Raw genomic sequence first — 16,048 nt, forward strand, 5'->3', positions numbered from 1 at the left:
AACGCCACGCTGTCACACAACAACGTGACGGCAGATCGTCAGAGCCCGTAAAGCGCCCCGAATTTCTGCTCCAGATAAGCCAATAAGGGCTCCGGCCCCGGCTCGACCCCGCTGGCGCGCTGTATGATCTCGCGCGGGGCGAAAAGCCCCCCGAATTGTTGTACGTTTTCGCGCAGCCAAGTGGTCGCGCCCGAGGTGTCCCCTTCGGCCAGTTGACCATCCAGCCCCGGCACCGCGTTGCGCAGGGCCTGATACAGGCACCCGGCATAAACGTTGCCCAGCGAGTAGGTCGGGAAATAACCGAACAGGCCAACCGACCAATGGACGTCCTGCAGGCAGCCGTTCGAAGGTTTGTCGACGGCATAACCGAAATCGGCCTTGAAGCGGTCATTCCAGGCAGCTTCCAGATCGTTGACCTGAAGGTCTCCGGCCATCAGCGCGCGCTCCAGGTCGAAGCGCAGCATGATGTGCAGGTTGTACTGCACCTCATCCGCTTCGGTGCGGATATAGCCGTTATGGACGCGGTTCACCGTGGCGTAGAAGGTATCGGCATCCGCAATCCCGAAATCCCCGAACGCATCGCGCATTTGGGTGTAGAGCCATCCGGTAAACGCACGCGACCGGCCAAGCTGGTTTTCATAGATCCGGCTTTGGCTTTCATGCACGCCCATCGACACGCCGCTTCCCAATGGGGTCAGCGCATAGGCCGGGTCGATCCCTTGCTCGTAGGCGGCGTGGCCGACCTCATGAATGGTCGAGTAGAAGCAGTTGAACGGGTCCGTTTTGCTGGTGCGTGTGGTGATCCGCACATCCGATCCGCTGCCCGAGCTGAACGGGTGTACGGCCTTGTCCACCCTGCCCCGGTTCAGGTCGTATCCAAACGCCAGCGCAAGGGTCTGCGATAGGCGCATCTGGGCCGCCTCGTCAAACGTACCGGCCAGCGCCTGCGGCGCGGGCTTGTCCAGAACTGCCGCGCGCAGCGCCACCAGACGCGGGCGCATCTGATCGAAAATCGCCGCGATCTGCGCGCCGGTTGTGTAAGGCTCGTAATCCTCGACCATCGCGTCGTAGATGTCTCCGCCCTGCGCGAGCGCCGCACCTTCTTCGCGTTTCAGGGCCACGACCTCTTCCAGAACCGGAAGGAAGGCCGACACGTCCTCATCCGCGCGCGCCTGTGCCCATTTTCCCTGCGCTGCCGAAGTGACGCGGGCGATGGCTTTCGCCAGATCGGCGGGCACTTTGACGGTACGCTCATAAGACCGGCGGATTTCGCGCAGTTGTGCCTGACCTGCCGTGTCCAAAGCTTCGGCTTGCTCCAGCCATTCGGCCACACGCGGGTCGGACCGTCGGGCATGCAGAACCGCCTCGATTGCGGCCATTTCCTCGGCTCGTTGGGGCGCGGCCCCGCGCGGCATCACCGTTTCCTGATCCCAGCCCAGGCGGCCAGCGATCTGTCCAAGGGCCGAGGTTTCGCGTTGAAAGGCCATCAGGTCGTCAAAGGCAGTCATCGGGCTCAGGCTCCACGAATTGAGGTTGCAATGGGATAGCCGCTCAGGAAGCGGGCGCGCAGGATCAGGGTCCAGACCACGACGGCCATGAACTGGTGGAAGATCGCGATCTGCCATGGCGCGGCATACAACACGGTGATGACACCGACCACGACCTGTAGCGACAGCGCCGCAAAGGCCGCGTTGAAGGCAAAGCGGGTCTGTGGATGGGCACTGGTCTGGCCGCGCCGCCAGACGATGATCGCGAAGATGAACAGCAGATACCCGGCGCAGCGATGGATGAACTGCACCAATCCGGGGCTTTCAAAGAAATTGCGCCACAGGGGGTCTATTGCCGTTGCATCCGGTGGCAGAAGCTGCCCGCCGATCAGCGGCCAATCGGTGAAAGACCGCCCGGCATCGATCCCGGCGACCAGCGCGCCAATGAGTATTTGCAAAAAGGTGAAATGCAGTAGGCCGGTCGACAGCGAGAACAGTTTCACCTCTTTCGCGCGGCGGGCCTGCATCAGATCGCGTTCCTCGCGCCCGAGCTCAAAGATGTACCAGGCCAGGAAACCCAGGATCACAAAGGCCAGTCCCAGATGCACCGCGAGGCGATAGCTAGCGACGGCGGTCATCCCCTCGCCCTGCGTGACTCCCGAGGCGACCATCCACCAGCCCACCGCGCCCTGAACACCACCCAAAGCGCCGGGGATCAGCAACTTGCCGGTCCAGCCGGTCGGGATTTTGCGGGCGACAAGGAAGCCGAAGAAGCCAAGCGCCCAGACCAGACCAATTAGGCGACCCAACTGGCGATGGCCCCACTCCCACCAATAGATGAACTGAAAATCGCTCAGCTCCATCCACTGGTTCTGGATGCGCCATTGGTCGATCTGTTTGTATTTGTCGAATTCCGCCTGCCAGTCGGCCTCGGTCATCGGCGGGATCGCCCCGGTGATCGGACGCCATTCGGTGATCGACAAGCCGCTGTCGGTCAAACGGGTCAACCCGCCGACAGCGATCATCACAACGACCAAGGCGAACAGGATCATCAGCCAGGCGCGGATCGCCTTGCGCGCGCCACCGCGTCCCTTGTCGATCATACCCGGCTGCACGGCTTGTTGTTTTTCGCTGTCTGAGACGTCTTCGAAGATGCTGCGCTTGGCGCTCATGCTGTCCTCATGTGTCCTGGATTTCGTCGCAAGCTAGGGCCACTGACGGGCGAGGTCCAGCCTCAGCCCTTATCTTTCCAACGGACCATCTGCCGCATGATCCCGTGCAACATCTGCACATCGGCCCGCGTCATGCGCATCCGCGACCAAAGGTTGCGCAGGTTGGTCTTCATGCCGTCGGCCTTTTCGGGCGGATAGAAGAACCCGGCCTCTTCCAGCCGATCTTCGTAATGCTCGACCAGTTTCTCGACCTCGATGCCGGTGGCCCAGTCGCCCTTGCCCAAATCGGTGGCTTCATGCACCACATCGCCGGTCTGGCGCATCCACTCATAAGCGGTCAGCAAGACACATTGCCCAAGGTTCAGCGAGGCATATTCCGGGTTCACCGGCACCGAGATGATGGCGTTTGCCTTGGCGATATCTTCATTCTCAAGCCCTGCCCGTTCGGGGCCGAACAAAACGGTGACCTTTTCACCCGCCGCCACCTTCTGGGCCGCGACCTGCATGGCGCGTTCCGGGCTGTAGACCGGTTTGGTCAACCCGCGCTGCCGCGCCGTGGTGGCGAATACGAATGTACTGTCGGCCAGCGCGCCTGCCAGATCATCGAACAGCTGCGCCTCGTCCAGCAGCCGCCCCGCCCCGCTGGACATCGCCACCGCCTTGGGGTTCGGCCACCCGTCGCGCGGGGCCACGATCCGCATCCGGTCCAGCCCGAAATTCCACATCGCCCGCGCGGCGGCGCCGATGTTTTCACCCATCTGCGGGCGCACAAGCACGAAGGAAGGCTGGGATGTATCGCTGGGCATGGCTGTCTCCGAAAAACTCCGCCCGCTCTAATCCGCCAGCTTTGACAGAGCAACCCGATCCTCTTCTTCTGTTCCCAAATACCCCCTCGGCAGGCTTAAAAGTTTGCTTCCCCGCCGCAATCCGCTAAACCGCGCCAAAGACTGAAAGCGAAGGACGCGCCAATGGACACCCCCGAGCAGCCGCAGATTTATCTGATCACACCGCCGACCATCACGCTCAGCACCTATCCGGACCAGTTGGCGCGGGTGCTGGACGGGGCCGAGATCGCGTGCATTCGTCTGGCGCTGGCCGGCAATGACGAGGACACCATCGCCCGCGCTGCCGATGCCTGCCGCGAGGTGGCCCATACGCGCGACGTGGCCATCGTAATCTCGAACCACGTGCTGCTGGCGCAACGGCTGGGGCTGGACGGGGTACATCTGGATGATGCCGCCCGGTCCGTGCGTGCGGCCCGCAAGGAACTGGGCGCGGACGCGATTGTCGGCAGTTTCTGCGGGGCGTCCAGCCATGACGGAATGACCGCTGGCGAGGCTGGCGTCGATTACGTCGCCTTTGGCCCGGTCGGCACGTCGTCGTTGGGCGATGGTACGCTGGCTGAAAGGGACCTGTTCCAGTGGTGGTCCGAGATGATCGAAGTTCCCGTTGTGGCCGAGGGCGGCCTGACCCCCGACCTGATCCGCGACCTGTCGCCCTGCACCGATTTCTTCGGCATCGGCGATGAAATCTGGTCAGCCGAGGATCCGTTGGCCGCGCTGAACGCGCTATTGGCCCACATGCCTAGCTAAGCATCCACGGCGCGACCATCCAATAGACCCCGACACCCGCAATCAGGATCGAGGCCAGAACCGATACCCGGCCTCGCATCCGATGCGACCCGCCAGAGATCAGGGCAGCACCGGCATAGCCTGCCGCCGCAACCGCGCTGAGTGCAGCCACCGCACCCCCGGCAAATCCCAGGATGGCGGGTGGCAGGTGATCGGGCGGCACGCCAATCGCGATCACGGAGGCGCTGAGCACGTTGCCCAGAAGCAAACCGGCAGCAAAAACCGCCAGTAATCGAAAGACGTGAAGACGCCTCAGGATCAGGTTCCAGAGCGCCAGAATGACGATGGCGGATGTGAGGGCGATAGAGGCTACAAATGGCGACACCCCCAACGCCCCGTAAACCGAAAGCGCCAGTCCGAAGACCAATCCGATCGACAGGAACACCATCTGGGCGATTACTGCGCGCAGTGTCAGGGACAGAAAAACCAAGACCAGAACCAGCGCGATCTCTTGCAGACCGTTGGGCAGAATGCGCGAAAACCCTTTGGGGAAGAACACCTGCACCGCCTGTTCGGGGCTGAGGGCCGCGCCGCCTTGCAGTGGGATCGAAGGACTGGATTCTCCGGCCATGAGATAACCGGTGTAAGGGGCGGCCACCTGTTGCTGTTTCAAAACAACCGGCCCATGACCTTCAGGCCATGTCAGGCGCAGATTGGACGCCCCATCCGGCAAGGGCGCTGTCAGCAACAGTCGTGAAATCCGGGGGGCTGCGATATCGCCGACAACGGGAATGCGCACCCCTTCATAGGCCAGATCGACCGGGCCACCGGCCTCGACCTGCAAGCGCGCCTTCCAGTCGGTGACAAACGCGCGGACCTCGGGCTCCAACTCGGACGAGACCCTTTGGCGTAGCGCCCGGTAGCCAGCATTGTCGGTCAGGTCAGGATCGGTTTCAGGATCAATCCCCGCCAGAAACATCTCGGCGTTCAGGGTGATTTCAAGAAACAGGCTGTCCGCCTTGGTCCAGAACTCGACAATCGTCGGCGGCGGGGTCTGGGCTTGGACGGGCATCGCCAACAGCATCAGCCCCATCATCAGGCGGAAAAAGCCGCTCATGCGCAACGCTCTGCAATAGAAATCAAATCACAAATCATACCGGGCCGAGTTTCCCGCCGAACGCATCAGATCGCAAGCCTGAACGCACAGCACAGGCGGTTTATCTGTGTTGGCGTTAACGTTCGGACTTGCAAGGCCCCCGGTGCTGCGGCATGACAGCGGCATGACTCAGAACAGCGACATCCTGTGTATCGGTTCGGTCCTGTGGGACGTGATCGGGCGGTCGGCCAGCGCCATGCGGCAGGGATCGGACGTGCCGGGCCGGATCACCCGCCTGCCCGGTGGCGTTGCCATGAACATCGCCATGACGCTGGTGCGCTTTGGCATGACCCCAACCCTACTGACCGCCATTGGCCGCGACCCCGAGGGGGACGAGTTGGTCAATTCCTGCGCACGGCTGGGCATGGTGACTGAACACATCTATCGCTCGCAGGACCTGCCCACCGACCGCTATATGGCCGTCGAAGGGGCCAACGGGTTGATCGCTGCCATCGCTGACGCACACTCGCTTGAGGCTGCGGGGGCCAAGATCCTACGCCCCCTGATGCACGGTCCGCTGGGATACGAAAACACCCCCTTCGAAGGCCCGATTGCGCTGGACGGTAACCTGACGCTGAACCTGCTGGAAGAGATCGCGCAAAGCCCGGCCTTTGGCAAAGCCGACCTGCGGGTCGCCCCCGCCTCGCCCGGCAAGGCCGAGCGCCTGCTGCCCTTCCTGAAACACGCCCGCGCGACGCTCTATGTCAATCTGGAAGAGGCCGGTCTGCTCTGCCAGCGCGAGTTCGCCGATTCCGAATCCGCTGCCAAGGGCCTGCTGCACCGGGGCGCGCTGCGCGTGCTGGTGACGGACGGGGGTAACTCGGCCACCGTCGGCTCTGCCTCGGGTGTTCTGACCCAAACCCCGCCTTCGGTTCTAGTGACCCGCGTCACCGGCGCAGGTGACACCTTCATGGCCGCCCATATTGCCTCAGAAGCGGGCGGTGCCGACGAACAGACGGCCCTGACCCGCGCGCTGAACGCCGCCGCAACTTACGTTTCCGGAGAAACTCCCCTGTGATCAACATCCACTACTCAGCCGAGGTCCGCGCCGCCAAAGACGCAGGCCAGCCCATCGTGGCGCTGGAAAGCACCATCATTACCCATGGCATGCCCTACCCGCAGAATGTCGAGGTCGCAGCCCAGGTGGAACAGGACATCCGCGATGCCGGGGCCGTTCCGGCCACCATGGCGGTGATCGAAGGCGTGCTGCATGTGGGGCTTGAACCCGATCAGTTGCAATCTTTGGGTCAGGCGCAGGGCGTCGCCAAACTCTCTCGCGCCGATATGGCCGCCTGCATCGCGACCGGGGGCACCGGAGCCACCACCGTCGCCGCCACGATGATCGCCGCACAGTATGCGGGGATCGAGGTGTTTGCCACCGGTGGCATTGGCGGCGTGCATCAGGGTGCCGAAACCTCGTTCGACATTTCCGCCGACCTGCATGAACTGGGGCAGACGCCGGTTACAGTGGTGGCTGCAGGGGCCAAGGCCATTCTGGATCTGGCCAAAACGCTGGAAGTTCTGGAAACTCTGGGCGTCCCGGTGATCGCCTACGGGCAGGACGAATTCCCCGCCTTCTGGTCTGCGAAATCCCCCTACGCTGCGCCCCTGCGGATGGACAGCGCCGAAGCCATCGCCAAAGCCCACGCCACCCGCCGTGCGCTGGGTTTGCCCGGTGGCCAACTGGTCGCCAACCCGATCCCCGCAGCCGACCAGATCCCGGCTGACGAGCTGGCCCCGATCATCTCCGCCGCGCAGGCCGATGCCGAAACCCACCGGATCACCGGCAAGGCCGTGACGCCCTATCTGCTGCAACGGATCTTTGAAAAGACCAAGGGCCGCTCGCTGACCGCCAATATCGCATTGGTCCGCAACAACGCCCGGTTGGCGGCGAACATCGCTAAAGCGCTGGCAAACGGTGTGTAATTCCGCCCTATTGCACGGGCGCGTTGGACTGCTTAACTAAATCCGCAAATCACCCGGACCTGTAATGAATACACCGTTTGACGAAGAACCCCACCGCCGCCCCGGCCTGTTTTCGCGCCTGCGCGCGTCGTTCCTGACGGGGATCGTCGTCATTGCTCCGGTCTGGTTGACCGTCTGGCTGATCTGGTCCGTTGTCGGCTGGATCGACAGCGCCGTTCTGCCGCTGGTGCCACAGCAATTCCGGCCCGAGCAATATGTGGGCATCAACCTGCGCGGCGTCGGCGTTATCATCTTTCTGGTGTTCACCGTACTGGTCGGCTGGGTGGCCAAGGGTATTCTGGGCCGGTCCTTCATCTCGTTCACCGAAAGTCTGGTGAACCGGATGCCCATCGTGCGGTCGATCTATTCCGGCATCAAACAGATCTCGGAAACGGTCTTTGCTCAGACCGAGCGGTCCTTTGAAAAAGCCTGCCTGGTGCAATATCCGCGCCGTGGCATCTGGGCCATCGGCTTTGTCTCCACGACCGCGAAGGGAGAAGTCAGCACCCGCGCCGAAACCGGTGGCGATCTGCTGAGCGTGTTTATCCCGACCACACCCAACCCGACCTCGGGCTTTTTGCTGTTCTTTCCGGCCGAAGACGTCATCCTGCTGGACATGAGCATCGAAGACGCCGCGAAACTGGTGATCTCGGCCGGTCTGGTCTATCCCAACGAAAAAGACCCGACCCAGCCGCCCGAGTGATCAGCCGAACATCGCGGGCAGATCAACCGTACTGTTCTGGCCCAAGTCCGATTTGTGGCGCTTTAAGAACCCGTCTGCGGCGTCACGACCCGCTTGTTTCAGCTTATGCAGGATCACCGGGTTGGGCACCGTCTTGGTGGCAACCGACAGACTGTTCATCAGCTCGTTATCCGCAACCATATGCACCAGAACGCGGCTCATCTCTCCGGCCTTCAGCTTGCCCTCTTCCAGCAATCGCTGAACGAAATTGATCGCCCGCAACTCGCGGAACAGGGATGAGTTAAAGCTGATCTCATTAATCCGGTTCTGAATCTGCTGCGGCGTCACCGGCAGTTCATCGCGCTCCAGCGGGTTGATATTCACGATCACCACATCATCCGGCAAATCATCGCCAAACAACGGGTACAAGGCCGGGTTGCCGGTATAGCCCCCATCCCAATAGGCTTCCGTCCGCTCCGTCTCGGGGTCGTAAATCTCAACCGCCTTGAACAGCGTCGGCAAACAGGCCGAGGCAAGGATCGCATCAGTCGAAATCTCTTCCCCTGTGAACACCCGGATCTTGCCGCTGCGCACGCAGGTTGCGCAGACAAACAGGCGCGGCCCCTGATCGGCGCAGATTTCCTTGAAATTGAACCGGTCCACAACGGGTTCCAGCGGGTTCGTATAGAACGGCCCGTAGGCATAGGGCGACACCATCCGCGACCACGCATCGCCAATGGAATACGGCAGCGAGTACTCCATGGCCTGCGCAATGCTCGCAGGCTCCAACCCGCGAAACCAGTTGGCCAGCCGCATGTCGCCCACGGCCCCCATCCGCTTCCAAAGCTCATCCAACCGCGCCCGTGCGCCGTCTCGGCCCGAATGCACCATGCCGGATTTGAACGCCGCCCCGTTCAGCGCCCCCGCCGAGGTTCCGGTGATCGCCGCAACTTCAATATCTTCCTCATCCAGAAACCGGTCGAGCACCCCCCAGGTAAACGCCCCATGCGCCCCACCGCCCTGCAATGCCAGGTTGATCTGTTTCACGATGGGCCTCCTTTACTCGCTTTTGGTAGCGGCTTCCAGCGCTTGCTTAAATTCGTCTCTTGAGATTTCAACAGTGTACCCACCATCCCATTCCTCTTCGAACTCATCCAAATTCTCAGGCTCGAGACCTAGTGTGCGATAAAGATGGGCGGCGGTAACTCTCTGAACCACTGGCAGTTTCTTGGTAGCTGTAGCGCTAGGAGAGTAATAACTGATACACTCCAGCATCCGTCCGTCTCTGGAGAACCGGAAATACTGCAAACAGGGAGATTGCTGCGCCTGCGCTTCAACAAGCTTGAAGTATCGGCATCCATATTTTTTCATCTGAATGCATTTCCTTTCTGAGGACAATCGCGTTTGTCAAAGAGCTTACTTTAGTCGCCACGGTGGGCTGAGAGGCAAGGCGACTATGAAAACCCCACAGATCGTCACAAAGCCGTCCAGCCCCCATCGACTGAAATCGTCGTGCCGGTGATCTGCGCCGCCGCATCCGAACACAGGAACTGCACGGTTCCACCCAATTGCTCAACCGTGGCGAACTCTTTCGACGGCTGCCGCTCCAGCAGAATGTTCTTCACCACATCCTCGCGGCTCATGTTGTATTCCTTCATCGTGTCGGGAATCTGCGCCTCGACCAGCGGTGTCAGCACGTAACCGGGACAGATCGCATTGCAGGTGATCGGCTCTTGCGCGGTTTCCAGCGCTACGGTTTTGGTCATCCCGACAACCCCATGTTTGGCCGCAACATAAGCCGCCTTGAAGGGCGAGGCCGTCAGCCCGTGCGCCGAGGCGATATTGACGACCCGCCCCCAGCCCGCTGCGCGCATCATTGGCAAGGCCGCCGCCGTGGTGTGAAAGGCCGAGTTCATGTTGATCGCAATAATCGCGTCCCATTTCTCGACCGGGAACTGATCGATTGGCGACACATGCTGAATGCCTGCGTTGTTCACCAGAATATCGCAGGTCCCGGCCTGTTCGATCAGCGCCCGGCATTCGTCACCCTTCGACATGTCCGCCTTGATGTAGCGCGCATTGGTGCCGGTCTGCTTGGCAATCTCGGCGGCCAAGGCGTGATCCTCATCCCGGTCGGTGAACGAGTTCAGAACCACATCCGCCCCGGCCTTGGCCAGTTCGCGCGCGACGCCCAGCCCGATCCCCGAGTTTGATCCTGTAATGATTGCTGTTTTGCCCGACAGGCTCATGACCGTTCTCCCTTAGCATCAGATTGGGCACAGCATGCCATGCTGCACCTGCAAAGAAAACGGGGAAAGACGCCGCTAAAGCACCGCGGCAAGACCGCGCGAACCAACCAAAAAAAACGCCCGCACGAAGCGGGCGTTAAGTTATTGAGGCAGGTTTCATACAGGCAAGAAACCTATCGAGCAGTGAGACCTTTATAAGCAATTCTGTGCCTTCATCCAAGCTAAAAGTTTGAAAATAAGAAAAATCATCGGTACGGTGATCCCCAACAAAATAAGGCCAGAGCAGGATTGTTTCCAAAATGCGCCAGGATTTCCTAAGCCCTCTTCGTCCATTCGCAGCGGGAATCGCCTGCATTTTGGCGACCTCTTTCGCCCATGCAGATTCGGCCCATGGCATAGCTATGTATGGCGACCCGGCCCTACCACCGGATTTTGTGTCGCTGCCCTACGCCAATCCGGACGCGCCGAAAGGTGGCAGGGTCGTTTTTGGGAACACGGGCGGCTTTAACAGCTTGAACCCGTTTGTGCAAAAAGGCACCTCACCCTGGCAGCTTAGATTTTGGACGCATGAGAGCCTGATGGGCCGGTCCTGGGACGAACCTTTCACTCTTTACGGGCTGTTAGCCGAATCAGTTGAGACTGCACCAGACCGGTCCTGGGTCGAATTTACACTGCGGGAAGAGGCTGAATTTTCAGACGGAAGCCCGGTAACTGTCGAAGATGTGATCTGGTCCTACCAGACCCTCGGGACCGAGGGGCATCTGCGTTATCGCGGTCTGTGGGGAAAAATCGACAGCATCGAACAGACCGGCCAGCGTTCTGTCCGGATCACCTTTAACGAACCGAATCGGGAACTTGCGCTGATCGCCGGTCTGCGTCCGATCCTGCAAAAGGCGCAGTGGGAAGGTCGCAGCTTTGCCGACGCCCAACTGCATGATGTGCCAATCGGCAGCGGCCCCTATGTGATCGACGACTATGAGGCCGGGCGATACGTCAACCTGAAGCGGAACCCAGATTACTGGGGCAACGATGTCCCGTTCCGCCGGGGCACGATGAACCTGGATGATATGCGGATCGAATTCTATGGCGACGCCACGGTACTGTTCGAAGCGTTCAAAGCCGGGGAACTGTCCGCCGTCCGCGAGTTCAATGCCGACAAATGGGCCACCCAGTACAACTTCCCCGCCATCCAGCGCGGCGATGTGATCAAGACAGAAATCCCGCACGGCAAGCCCTCGGGCATGACCGGGTTTGTGATGAACACGCGCAAAGCCCCCTTTGACGACTGGCGCGTGCGCGAGGCGCTGACGCTGGCGTTCAACTTTGAATTCATCAACGACACAATCACCGGTGGCGCGCAGCCCCGGATCACCTCGTATTTCTCGGGCTCGGATCTGGCTATGCAGCCCGGCCCGGCAACCGGCAAGGTCAAAGAGCTGCTGGAGCCTTTTGCCTCGGACCTGACCCCCGGCACCCTGGAAGGTTATGCGCTGCCCCAAGGGGATGGCTCGGCCCGCAACCGCGCCAATATCCGCAAAGCGACAAAACTGCTGGCCGAGGCAGGATGGACCATTCAGGGCGGCGTGTTGCAAAACCAGAACGGCGAGGCATTCCGCATGACCGTTTTGCTGCAACAGGGCGACGCCGAGATGGAAACTGCCGTCGAAATCTATGCCCGCGCGTTGGAGCGTTTGGGCATTCAGGTCATAACAGAACAGGTCGACAGCGCACAGTATACCGGTCGCACGTCCGAGTTGGATTTCGACGTGACCCCGTTCCGCCGCGCCTTGTCCCTGTCACCGGGGAATGAGCAGCGCCTGTATTGGGGCAGTGAAAACGCCGATACGCCGGGCACGCGCAACCTGATGGGCGTCGCCTCACCCGCCGTGGACGGGATGATCGACGCGATGCTGGCCTCGGAATCGCGCGAAGATTTCGTCGCCGCCACCCGTGCGCTGGATCGTGTTCTGACCGCCGGCCGCTATGTTATCCCGATCTGGAGCTTTGATGTCGGCCGCATCGCGCATGTCAGTGCGCTGAAGTTCCCCGAGACGCTTCCGATCTATGGCGACGGCCCTCAGTACATGCCCGAAGTCTGGTGGTACGAAGAGTAACGGTCCGGCGTGATCCTTTTGCTGACAGCTAACTGACCCAAGGATGTCGGGTGCAGATCAATCCCCGGCTGTTCAATCCGGCGATCAATCGACCGGGTTCGGCAAAAATTGGCACATGCGGGACCAACCCCCAAATCTGGTATGTTGCGCGAAGCCCTCGGCTATATTCCGCGCAACCAACAAATCTTAGCGAAAGATCAAATTGACGCCTCAAAACGCTTTACTATGCGCAATTTACCGATATACCTTGTGGTTAGTCAGATCAGATCCACACTGCGATTTAATTGTTATTTTACGGACACCTATCGCGTGTCGCTCAGGTCCTGACACAGAACAAACGGACCAGCCGCCACTCACACTGAACTGCAGGTCCGATCGCCCGTTGCGGGATGTCCGCAGCGGGCATTTTTGTTCGGTACTGCCCCAAATCAGACTGCGACATTTTGTCATGTCCGAGGTCACGCCAACACATACGTACGCTGTCTGTGGGGGAGAGCAGTCCTAAGCAAACCAAGGGAAGCTCGCACATGTTGAACTGGACAGATCTGACGCAGGACCTGGGCGCGACCTATGCCCGTGCCAAACGACGATTTCCAAACCTGAGGGATCAGGACATGGATCGCGTGTGGAACAACCGTGAACAGTTCGAGGCCTACCTGGCCGAGCGTCATCATCTGACTGTGAACGAAGCCAGGGAAGAGGTCGAGGATTTTCTGTTCACGGAACGCCTGAACCACGAACTGTCCCACGCTCATCTAGTTAAGTGACGTCACCCACAGGATCGTTGCGTCTTCGTCGCTGACAGACACCACGTTATGCCCCATACTGCCATCGTAATAAGCGCTGTCGCCGCGGCGCATTTCGACGGGTTCGTAGAACTCGGTATACAGGCGAACAACGCCGGTCAGCACGTATAGAAACTCTTCCCCGTCATGGCGCACCCAGCCGTCGAACTCATCCATTGATCGTGCCCGCACGCGCGCGCGGTAGGGCAGCATCTGCTTCTTGGTCAGTGTCTCGGCCAGCAATTCGTGCTCGTATGTCACTGTGGCATGCGCGGTTCCGTCGCCCATACGCGTGACGGCCATCCGCCCGATCACCTGATCCCGCTGCGGCGGGGTGAAAAGCTGCGGAACCGAAATTTCCAACCCGGTGGCCAGTTTCTTCAACGCGTCATAGGTGGGCGACATCTGCCCGTTTTCAATTTTGCTAAGTGTTGAGCGCGCCAGCCCCGCCTGTGTTGCCGCCTGTTCCAGCGTCCAGTTGCGCGCCTTGCGCAGCTCGCGCACCCGCGCGCCAAGATCCAGCGGCTCGAGTTCAGTCTCGACGCCAGACTCGCGGGCGATGCGGATTAGGGATTTGGGATCTTGGTCGCTCATGGCCTTTCTATAGAACCAGCCAGCCGTGCTTGCAACGCGACAAGCGCCGCGCTAGCCAGACAGCATGTTGTCGATCTTTGATCAGGGGCCGCCCGCCCCCTGCCCTGAACCGTTCAATCTGGCCGCACATGTTTTGCGTAAGGCGGATCAGTTGCCGGACAAAACCGCCCTGTCCGTCCTCGGCCAGAACGGAACGGATGAATGGAGCTACAGCCGACTGAAACGCGCCATTCTGGGAACGGGCACCGGGTTGTTGCAGGCCGGGTTGAAACCCGGTGACATTGCACTGATGCGTTTGGGAAATACGGTGGATTTCCCTATCGCCTATCTTGGGGCGATTGCCGTTGGGATCGTACCGGTCCCAACATCGTCGCAACTGACCGAACCGGAAACGGCCCGCATGATCGCCGATCTGAGCCCCGCCGCCATCCTGCGAGACCCGTCCGTGGCCTGCGTCCCGCATCCGCATCAGATCGACCTGCCTGCGCTGACCGCCATGCGCGACCTGCCCCCCGCCACGTTCGACCTGGGCGATCCCCAGCGACTGGCCTATGTGGTCTACACCTCGGGCACCTCGGGCAAGCCGCGCGCTGTTGCCCATGCGCATCGGGCGATCTGGGCGCGGCAGATGATGGTGGACGGCTGGTACGGGCTGACTCAGGACGACCGCCTGTGCCATGCCGGGGCGTTCAACTGGACCTACACGCTGGGCACCGGCCTGATGGACCCTTGGACAATTGGCGCGACCGCCCTGATCCCCGAGCCGGGCACCGACATCTCAGCACTGCCCCAGCTTCTGCGCCACAGCCGCGCGACGATTTTTGCGGCCGCTCCGGGTGTGGTTCGCAAGATGCTGCAAGCAGCCGACAAGATCGATTTGCCTAACCTGCGACACGCCCTGTGTGCGGGCGAAAAGCTGTCGCGGTCCTTGCACGCGCAGTGGCAAACGACCACCGGGACCGAGCTGTATGAAGCCTATGGCATGTCAGAATGCTCGACCTTCATCTCGTCCAGCCCGGCGCATCCGGCACGCGGCGAGGCGCTGGGGCAACCTCAGCCGGGTCGCCGCGTGGCGATCCTTGGACCGGACGGGCCAGTCCCTCAGGGACAGGACGGCACTATCGCCATCCATCGCTCGGACCCCGGCCTGATGTTGACCTATCTGAACGCCCCGGACGAAGTCGCGGACCGGATGCAGGGTGAGTGGTTCTTGACCGGCGATCAGGGGGCAATGGCCGTGGATGGGCAGATCACCTATCTGGGCCGCGACGACGACATGATGAACGCAGGCGGCTATCGCGTCTCGCCGGTCGAGGTTGAATCGGCGCTGTCCCACTATCCCGGTATCACCCAGGTCGGCGCGGCTGCGGTTGAGGTCAAACCAGACACTTTTGTGATCGCCGCCTTCTACACTGGCCCCCAAAGACTGGACGACGCGGCCCTGCGCGCCTATGTCCAAGCCAATCTGGCGCGCTACAAACAACCGCGCGCCTTTGTTCACCTTCCCGAGTTGCCGACCGGCGGCAACGGCAAACTCCTGCGCCGCGCATTGCCGGCCTATTTCAAGGCGACCTCCGAATGACCCAGACCGTCAAGCTTGATATCCTGTCCGACCCGATCTGCCCCTGGTGCTATATCGGCAAGACCCATCTGGACAAGGCGCTGGCCAAGGTCCCGGATCATCCCTTTGTCATCGAATGGCATCCGTTCCAACTGAACCCCGAGATGCCGGATGAAGGCATGGATCGGCGCGAATACCTTGAGCGTAAGTTCGGCGGTAAAGAAGGCGCGGTGCGGGCCTATGCACCTGTGGTCGAACATGCCGAAAACGCCGGTCTGACGATTGATTTCGAAGGGATGAAGCGCACCCCAAACACTCTGGACGCGCACCGCCTGATCCATTGGGCGGGGATCGAGGGCAAACAGAACGCCGTCGTCGATGCGTTGTTTGACGCCTATTTCGTTCAGGCGCGCGACATTGGCGACCCCGAGGTTCTGTCCGACATCGCTGACAGCGCGGGTATGGACGCCGCCGTGGTCATGAAACTTCTCAAATCAGACGCCGATCGCGAGGATATTCGCAAGCGCGACACCCATTCGCGCGAAATGGGTGTAAACTCGGTGCCCACCTATATCGTTGCCAATCAACACGCCGTTCCCGGCGCGCAACCCCCTGAAATGTGGGAAAAAGTGATTTCTGAGATCATGTCTCAACTTGAGGCTTCCTCTGCAGAATAGCACATAGGTCTGTGCAAAATTCCGGTCTGGCGCAA

17 protein-coding genes are annotated in these 16,048 nt (G+C 60.9%); 8 read left to right on the forward strand and 9 right to left on the reverse strand.

All coding sequences use genetic code 11. From position 1 onward, the window contains the following. Nucleotides 1–38: 38 nt before the first annotated feature. The 3 genes from ACR0KJ_RS04670 to ACR0KJ_RS04680 form a co-directional block, all read right to left on the reverse strand. Nucleotides 39–1,508, reverse strand: a complete 1,470-nt coding sequence (locus tag ACR0KJ_RS04670; RefSeq protein ID WP_480626060.1) for a carboxypeptidase M32 — start codon at nucleotides 1,506–1,508, stop codon at nucleotides 39–41. Nucleotides 1,509–1,513: 5 nt separating this feature from the next. After that, a complete protein-coding gene (gene ctaA, locus ACR0KJ_RS04675; RefSeq protein WP_170450306.1) occupies nucleotides 1,514–2,659 on the reverse strand; it encodes a heme A synthase in 1,146 nt (381 codons plus the stop codon). Nucleotides 2,660–2,721: 62 nt separating this feature from the next. Further along, nucleotides 2,722–3,465, reverse strand: a complete 744-nt coding sequence (locus ACR0KJ_RS04680) for an RNA methyltransferase (protein ID WP_480580972.1) — start codon at nucleotides 3,463–3,465, stop codon at nucleotides 2,722–2,724. A gap of 162 nt (nucleotides 3,466–3,627) precedes the next feature. On the opposite strand from ACR0KJ_RS04680, the gene ACR0KJ_RS04685 reads away from it, so the two are divergent. Then, nucleotides 3,628–4,251 (forward strand): thiamine phosphate synthase, encoded by a 624-nt coding sequence (locus ACR0KJ_RS04685; protein WP_480626061.1) that lies wholly within the window; start codon nucleotides 3,628–3,630, stop codon nucleotides 4,249–4,251. Here the strand turns inward: ACR0KJ_RS04685 and ACR0KJ_RS04690 are convergent. After that, nucleotides 4,244–5,347: a HupE/UreJ family protein gene (locus ACR0KJ_RS04690; RefSeq protein WP_480626062.1), complete on the reverse strand. Its 1,104-nt coding sequence runs from the start codon at nucleotides 5,345–5,347 to the stop codon at nucleotides 4,244–4,246. The two genes, ACR0KJ_RS04685 and ACR0KJ_RS04690, sit on opposite strands and share 8 nt — an antisense overlap. A gap of 163 nt (nucleotides 5,348–5,510) precedes the next feature. Here ACR0KJ_RS04690 and ACR0KJ_RS04695 point away from each other — a divergent pair, with 163 nt between their 5' ends. From ACR0KJ_RS04695 to ACR0KJ_RS04705, 3 genes are all read left to right on the forward strand, one after another. Further along, the gene (locus tag ACR0KJ_RS04695; protein WP_170450299.1) at nucleotides 5,511–6,404 is read left to right on the forward strand and encodes a PfkB family carbohydrate kinase; all 894 of its coding nucleotides are present in this window, start codon (nucleotides 5,511–5,513) and stop codon (nucleotides 6,402–6,404) included. After that, complete coding sequence (locus ACR0KJ_RS04700) at nucleotides 6,401–7,312, forward strand: pseudouridine-5'-phosphate glycosidase (protein ID WP_170450297.1); 912 nt, start codon at nucleotides 6,401–6,403, stop codon at nucleotides 7,310–7,312. Before ACR0KJ_RS04695 ends, ACR0KJ_RS04700 begins: the two co-directional genes overlap by 4 nt. Nucleotides 7,313–7,376: 64 nt before the next feature. Next, on the forward strand, nucleotides 7,377–8,054 hold the full coding sequence (locus tag ACR0KJ_RS04705) for a DUF502 domain-containing protein (protein WP_170450295.1): 678 nt from the start codon (nucleotides 7,377–7,379) through the stop codon (nucleotides 8,052–8,054). On the opposite strand, the gene ACR0KJ_RS04710 is transcribed toward ACR0KJ_RS04705, so the two are convergent. From ACR0KJ_RS04710 to ACR0KJ_RS04725, 4 genes are all read right to left on the reverse strand, one after another. Beyond that, complete coding sequence (locus tag ACR0KJ_RS04710) at nucleotides 8,055–9,083, reverse strand: patatin-like phospholipase family protein (RefSeq protein WP_480626274.1); 1,029 nt, start codon at nucleotides 9,081–9,083, stop codon at nucleotides 8,055–8,057. Between the two features lie 9 nt (nucleotides 9,084–9,092). Then, nucleotides 9,093–9,404 carry a hypothetical protein gene (locus tag ACR0KJ_RS04715; RefSeq protein WP_170518919.1) on the reverse strand — a complete coding sequence of 104 codons (312 nt, stop codon included), beginning with the start codon at nucleotides 9,402–9,404 and terminating at the stop codon, nucleotides 9,093–9,095. 104 nt (nucleotides 9,405–9,508) lie between these two features. Next, nucleotides 9,509–10,282, reverse strand: a complete 774-nt coding sequence (locus ACR0KJ_RS04720; RefSeq protein WP_170734873.1) for a 3-hydroxybutyrate dehydrogenase — start codon at nucleotides 10,280–10,282, stop codon at nucleotides 9,509–9,511. 136 nt (nucleotides 10,283–10,418) lie between these two features. Beyond that, nucleotides 10,419–10,637, reverse strand: coding sequence for a hypothetical protein (locus ACR0KJ_RS04725; protein WP_480626285.1), 219 nt, complete (start codon nucleotides 10,635–10,637; stop codon nucleotides 10,419–10,421). Here ACR0KJ_RS04725 and ACR0KJ_RS04730 point away from each other — a divergent pair. Together ACR0KJ_RS04730 and ACR0KJ_RS04735 are read left to right on the forward strand one after the other, a co-directional pair. Then, nucleotides 10,582–12,396, forward strand: coding sequence for an extracellular solute-binding protein (locus ACR0KJ_RS04730; RefSeq protein WP_480626063.1), 1,815 nt, complete (start codon nucleotides 10,582–10,584; stop codon nucleotides 12,394–12,396). The genes ACR0KJ_RS04725 and ACR0KJ_RS04730 overlap by 56 nt on opposite strands. A gap of 527 nt (nucleotides 12,397–12,923) precedes the next feature. Further along, the gene (locus ACR0KJ_RS04735) at nucleotides 12,924–13,163 is read left to right on the forward strand and encodes an SPASM domain-containing protein (protein ID WP_170450287.1); all 240 of its coding nucleotides are present in this window, start codon (nucleotides 12,924–12,926) and stop codon (nucleotides 13,161–13,163) included. On the opposite strand, the gene ACR0KJ_RS04740 is transcribed toward ACR0KJ_RS04735, so the two are convergent. Next, complete coding sequence (locus tag ACR0KJ_RS04740; protein ID WP_170450285.1) at nucleotides 13,152–13,775, reverse strand: XRE family transcriptional regulator; 624 nt, start codon at nucleotides 13,773–13,775, stop codon at nucleotides 13,152–13,154. The genes ACR0KJ_RS04735 and ACR0KJ_RS04740 overlap by 12 nt on opposite strands. Nucleotides 13,776–13,839: 64 nt before the next feature. On the opposite strand from ACR0KJ_RS04740, the gene ACR0KJ_RS04745 reads away from it, so the two are divergent. Together ACR0KJ_RS04745 and ACR0KJ_RS04750 are read left to right on the forward strand one after the other, a co-directional pair. Then, on the forward strand, nucleotides 13,840–15,357 hold the full coding sequence (locus ACR0KJ_RS04745) for a class I adenylate-forming enzyme family protein (protein ID WP_480626064.1): 1,518 nt from the start codon (nucleotides 13,840–13,842) through the stop codon (nucleotides 15,355–15,357). Continuing rightward, entirely contained in the window at nucleotides 15,354–16,013 is a 660-nt protein-coding gene (locus ACR0KJ_RS04750; protein ID WP_480626065.1) for a DsbA family oxidoreductase, read from the forward strand. The genes ACR0KJ_RS04745 and ACR0KJ_RS04750 overlap by 4 nt, the downstream gene beginning before the upstream one ends. Nucleotides 16,014–16,048 lie beyond the last annotated feature (35 nt).

The sequence above is a fragment of the Ruegeria sp. AD6 genome (assembly GCF_056542325.1).

Bases quoted from the DNA above. Each gene is read 5' to 3' on its own strand.
- ACR0KJ_RS04735 (WP_170450287.1), top strand. From the start codon at position 12,924: ATGTTGAACTGGACAGATCTGACGCAGGACCTGGGCGCGACCTATGCC.
- ACR0KJ_RS04690 (WP_480626062.1), bottom strand. From the start codon at position 5,347: ATGAGCGGCTTTTTCCGCCTGATGATGGGGCTGATGCTGTTGGCGATG.
- ACR0KJ_RS04685 (WP_480626061.1), top strand. From the start codon at position 3,628: ATGGACACCCCCGAGCAGCCGCAGATTTATCTGATCACACCGCCGACC.
- ACR0KJ_RS04745 (WP_480626064.1), top strand. From the start codon at position 13,840: ATGTTGTCGATCTTTGATCAGGGGCCGCCCGCCCCCTGCCCTGAACCG.
- ACR0KJ_RS04715 (WP_170518919.1), bottom strand. From the start codon at position 9,404: ATGAAAAAATATGGATGCCGATACTTCAAGCTTGTTGAAGCGCAGGCG.
- ACR0KJ_RS04740 (WP_170450285.1), bottom strand. From the start codon at position 13,775: ATGAGCGACCAAGATCCCAAATCCCTAATCCGCATCGCCCGCGAGTCT.
- ACR0KJ_RS04695 (WP_170450299.1), top strand. From the start codon at position 5,511: ATGACTCAGAACAGCGACATCCTGTGTATCGGTTCGGTCCTGTGGGAC.
- ctaA (WP_170450306.1), bottom strand. From the start codon at position 2,659: ATGAGCGCCAAGCGCAGCATCTTCGAAGACGTCTCAGACAGCGAAAAA.
- ACR0KJ_RS04750 (WP_480626065.1), top strand. From the start codon at position 15,354: ATGACCCAGACCGTCAAGCTTGATATCCTGTCCGACCCGATCTGCCCC.
- ACR0KJ_RS04725 (WP_480626285.1), bottom strand. From the start codon at position 10,637: ATGCAGGCGATTCCCGCTGCGAATGGACGAAGAGGGCTTAGGAAATCC.
- ACR0KJ_RS04680 (WP_480580972.1), bottom strand. From the start codon at position 3,465: ATGCCCAGCGATACATCCCAGCCTTCCTTCGTGCTTGTGCGCCCGCAG.
- ACR0KJ_RS04730 (WP_480626063.1), top strand. From the start codon at position 10,582: ATGCGCCAGGATTTCCTAAGCCCTCTTCGTCCATTCGCAGCGGGAATC.
- ACR0KJ_RS04705 (WP_170450295.1), top strand. From the start codon at position 7,377: ATGAATACACCGTTTGACGAAGAACCCCACCGCCGCCCCGGCCTGTTT.
- ACR0KJ_RS04720 (WP_170734873.1), bottom strand. From the start codon at position 10,282: ATGAGCCTGTCGGGCAAAACAGCAATCATTACAGGATCAAACTCGGGG.
- ACR0KJ_RS04670 (WP_480626060.1), bottom strand. From the start codon at position 1,508: ATGACTGCCTTTGACGACCTGATGGCCTTTCAACGCGAAACCTCGGCC.